The following is a 3,847-nucleotide window of genomic DNA, read 5'->3' as shown; positions in this document are numbered from 1 at the left end:
GCCGGACGCGCTGCCCGAGGCGCTCACCCCGACCACCCGCGCCGCCGTCGCCGACGCCCTCGCGGGCCGCTCCGGCGTCCTGTGCGAGACGACGCGGGGCCGCGACGATGTCGGGCCGGCCGGTGCGGCGGCCCCGCCCGAACAGCGCGCCGGGGGCGAGCTGGGCACCCTGCGGTGAAATCCGCCCGTCGAGCGTGATGACACCGACGACCCGGGCCGCGGCGAAGGCCCGCCGAGCGGCCGTCAGCGGGCCGGGTTGCGGACGCCTTCGGCGAGTTCCGCGCTGAGAGTGCGCAGGGCGGTGAGGCCGGCGGCCCGGTCGGGGGCGTCGAGCACGCAGCGGACCAGCGCGCTGCCCACGATCACCGCGTCGGCGTACCCGGCGACGGTGCCGGCCTGGGCGCCGGTGCCCACCCCCAGCCCGACGCCGACCGGCAGGTCGGTCACCTCCCGCAGCCGGGAGACCAGGATCGGGGCCGCCTCGGAGGTCTGCGACCGGGCGCCCGTGACGCCCATGATGGCGGTGGCGTAGACGAAGCCGCGGCAGTGCCCGGCGGTCATCTTCAGCCGGGCGTCGGTGGAGGACGGGGAGACCAGGAACGTCCGGTCCAGGCCGTGCGCCTCGGACGCGGCCAGCCACTCGCCGGCCTCCTCCGGGATCAGGTCCGGCGTGATCAGGCCGGTGCCCCCGGCGGCGGCCAGGTCGCGGGCGAACGCGTCGACGCCGTACTGCTCGATCGGGTTCCAGTAGGTCATGGTGACCACCGGCGCGCCGGTGGCGGCGACCGCCTCGATGATGCGCAGCGCGTCCGCGGTGCGTACGCCGCCGGCCAGGGCGATGTCGCTGGCCTTCTGGATGACCGGGCCGTCCATCACCGGGTCGGAGTAGGGGATCTCCACCTCGATGACGTCCACGCCGGCCTCGACCATGGCGGTCATCGCGGCGATGCTGTCCTCGACGGTCGGGAAGCCGGCCGGCATGCAGCCGACCAGCACCGCCCGCCCGTCGGCCCGGGCCTTGTCGAAGGCGACCCCGATCCGGCTCACGCTCTCACTCCTTGTCGAGGATGCCGAAGTATCCGCCGGCCGTGTGCACGTCCTTGTCGCCCCGGCCGGAGAGGTTGACCACGATGACCGGTTCCCGGCCCAGCTCGGCGGCGAGCTGCGGGGCGATCCTGCGGGCGCCGGCGAGCGCGTGCGAGCTCTCGATCGCCGGGATGATGCCCTCGGTGCGGCAGAGCAGCTCGAAGGCGGCCATCGCCTCGTCGTCGTCGACGGGCAGGTAGGTGGCCCGGCCGCTGTCGTGCAGCCAGGCGTGTTCCGGCCCGACGCCCGGGTAGTCCAGGCCGGCCGAGATCGAGTGCGACTCGACCGTCTGGCCGTCCTCGTCCTGGAGCACGTACGTCCGGGTGCCGTGCAGCACGCCCGCCGAGCCGCCGGTGATGCTGGCCGCGTGCCGGCCGGTCGCCACGCCCTCGCCGCCGGCCTCGAAGCCGTAGAGCCGCACGCCCGTGTCAGGCACGAAGGCGTGGAAGATGCCCAGCGCGTTGGAGCCGCCGCCCACGCAGGCCGCGACGGCGTCGGGCAGCGCGCCGGTGAGGTCCAGGCACTGCTGGCGGGCCTCCACGCCGATGCCGCGCACGAAGTCCCGGACCATCTCGGGGAACGGGTGCGGGCCGGCGGCGGTGCCGATCAGGTAGTGGGTGCTGTCGACGTTGGCGACCCAGTCCCGCATCGCCTCGTTCATGGCGTCCTTGAGGGTCCGCGAGCCGGTGGTGACCGGGACGACGGTGGCGCCGAGCATCCGCATCCGGGCCACGTTGAGCGCCTGCCGCTCGGTGTCCACCTCGCCCATGTAGACCACGCACTCGAGGTCGAACAGGGCGGCGGCCGTGGCGGTGGCCACGCCGTGCTGGCCGGCGCCGGTCTCCGCGATCACCCGCTGCTTGCCCATCCGCTTCGTGAGCAGCGCCTGGCCGAGCACGTTGCGGACCTTGTGCGCGCCGGTGTGGTTGAGGTCCTCCCGCTTGAGCAGGACCCGGGCCCCGATCTCGGCGGAGAGCCGGCGGGCCTCGTAGAGCAGCGAGGGGGTGCCGGCGTAGTCGCGCAGCAGGGCGTCGAACTCGGCGAGGAAGCTCTCGTCGGTCATCGCCTTCCGGTACGCCGCGTCCAGCTCGTCGAGCGCGGCGACAAGGGCCTCGGGGACGAACCGGCCGCCGAACCGGCCGAAATGACCGGCGGCGTCGGGGAGCCGGCCGGCCGGGGCCGCGGCGTCAGTGCTCATCGCGGGAGTCCTCTCGCTGCGTGTCGGGGGATCCGGCGCGGGTCAGCGCACCGGGCGGGGCGTGGCCGGGTGGTTGCCGGCGTTGACCAGTTCGGCGACCGCCTCGCGGGGGCTCTTCTGGGTGACCAGGCCCTCGCCGACCAGGACCGCGTCGGCGCCGGCCGAGGCGTAGCGGATCAGGTCGTGCGGGCCGCGCACGCCGGACTCGGCGATCTTGACGACGCTGCTCGGCAGGCCGGGCGCGATCCGCTCGAACACCGAGCGGTCGACCTCCAGGGTACGCAGGTCACGGGCGTTGACCCCGATCACCTGCGCGCCGGCCTCCATGGCCCGGTCGGCCTCCTCCTCGGTGTGCACCTCGACGAGCGCGCACATGCCGAGCGACTCGATCCGCTCCAGCAGCCCGACCAGGACGTTCTGCTCCAGCGCGGCGACGATCAGCAGCACCAGGTCGGCGCCGTGCGCGCGGGCCTCGTGCACCTGGTAGCTGGAGACCACGAAGTCCTTGCGCAGCACCGGCACGTTCACCGCGGCGCGGACCGCGGCCAGGTCGTCCAGCGACCCGCCGAACCAGCGGCCTTCGGTGAGCACGCTGATCGCCCGGGCGCCGCCGGCCGCGTAGTCGCCGGCGAGGTCGGCCGGGTCGGCGATCTCCGCCAGCCGCCCCTTGGACGGCGACGACCGCTTCACCTCGGCGATCACGGCCACGCCGGGCCGGCGCAGCGCCGCGTACGCGTCCAGCGGCGGCGGCGCGGCAGCCGCCAGCTCGCGGATCCGCTCCAGCGGAACCTGCTCCTGTCGCCGGGCCACGTCCTCGCGCACGCCGGCCAGGATCTCGTCGAGCACGCTTGCGGACGCCGCCGATCCGGCCTCGTCCCCCTCCGCGTGCGCATGCTCAGCAGTCACCAACGGACTCCCCTCTCCGGGTGTCATGGGCCGATGCTAGGGGGCGCCACCTGGCGACAAGTGCCGGGGGGTATGGCGCTCCTCACGAAATGGGCTGTGGCATGATGGCCGACTTCGGGTGAACACGGTGTCACGCAGCGCCACCACGCCCCTCGACCGGCGCCACCCGGGCGCGTCCCGCGCCCCCGGCCGCCACATCGACCGCCGCCCATGACCCATCTCACCACGGCGGCCCGTCCACCGCAGGACCGTGACGGCCGTCGATGCTGTGAGCAAGCTCAAGGACGAACGGCCCTGCCCTGGTCGGGCCGGCTGCCGCAGAGTTGACCTGCGTTTCACGGAGGCGAAACGTGAGCCCGGCAGCATCCTCCTCGGGCAGACTCGATGAGGCGGCTGCCGATCGTCGCCAACGATCTCGTGCGGGGTGACCATGAGCGCCAACGGTCCGAACCAGACCATCGGATTCACCACCATCTCCCGGAACGTCGCGGCGCTGGCCGTCGGCGTCGTGCACACCCTCGAAGCCATGGCCGGCGACGGGCGGACGCGCACCGCCCGGGGCAACGCCTGGGAGGCCGTCTGCGCCGACCGGGCCCGGGCCGCGCAGCGCCGCGAACTGGACCGCCTGGTGGCCGAGCTGGCCGCGGCCCGCGCCGC

At 74.4% G+C, this 3,847-nt stretch carries 4 protein-coding genes; 1 reads left to right on the top strand and 3 read right to left on the bottom strand.

The window, feature by feature from the left end; all coding sequences use genetic code 11:
* Window positions 1-243 precede the first annotated feature (243 nt).
* From trpA to trpC, 3 genes are read right to left on the bottom strand one after another with little or no spacing between them, the layout of a single operon-like run.
* The gene (gene trpA / locus B0E53_RS33995; protein ID WP_107079656.1) at window positions 244-1,047 is read right to left on the bottom strand and encodes a tryptophan synthase subunit alpha; all 804 of its coding nucleotides are present in this window, start codon (window positions 1,045-1,047) and stop codon (window positions 244-246) included.
* Window positions 1,048-1,051: 4 nt separating this feature from the next.
* Window positions 1,052-2,284, bottom strand: coding sequence for a tryptophan synthase subunit beta (gene trpB / locus B0E53_RS33990; RefSeq protein WP_107079655.1), 1,233 nt, complete (start codon window positions 2,282-2,284; stop codon window positions 1,052-1,054).
* 42 nt (window positions 2,285-2,326) lie between these two features.
* On the bottom strand, window positions 2,327-3,130 hold the full coding sequence (gene trpC, locus B0E53_RS33985) for an indole-3-glycerol phosphate synthase TrpC (RefSeq protein ID WP_210406325.1): 804 nt from the start codon (window positions 3,128-3,130) through the stop codon (window positions 2,327-2,329).
* A 490-nt stretch (window positions 3,131-3,620) separates the two neighbouring features.
* Between trpC and B0E53_RS33980 the strand changes: the two genes are divergently transcribed.
* The coding region (locus B0E53_RS33980) for a hypothetical protein (RefSeq protein ID WP_107079657.1) at window positions 3,621-3,847 on the top strand (227 nt) is incomplete at its 3' end.

This window comes from Micromonospora sp. MH33 (genome assembly GCF_003013775.1).
Classification (GTDB): domain Bacteria; phylum Actinomycetota; class Actinomycetes; order Mycobacteriales; family Micromonosporaceae; genus Micromonospora; species Micromonospora fulviviridis.
Note: the sequence above shows the minus strand (reverse complement) of the source record. Positions and strands in the feature narration are given on the sequence as shown.

Coding starts and splice junctions, on each gene's coding strand:
- trpB (WP_107079655.1), bottom strand. CDS start 2,284: ATGAGCACTGACGCCGCGGCCCCGGCCGGCCGGCTCCCCGACGCCGCC.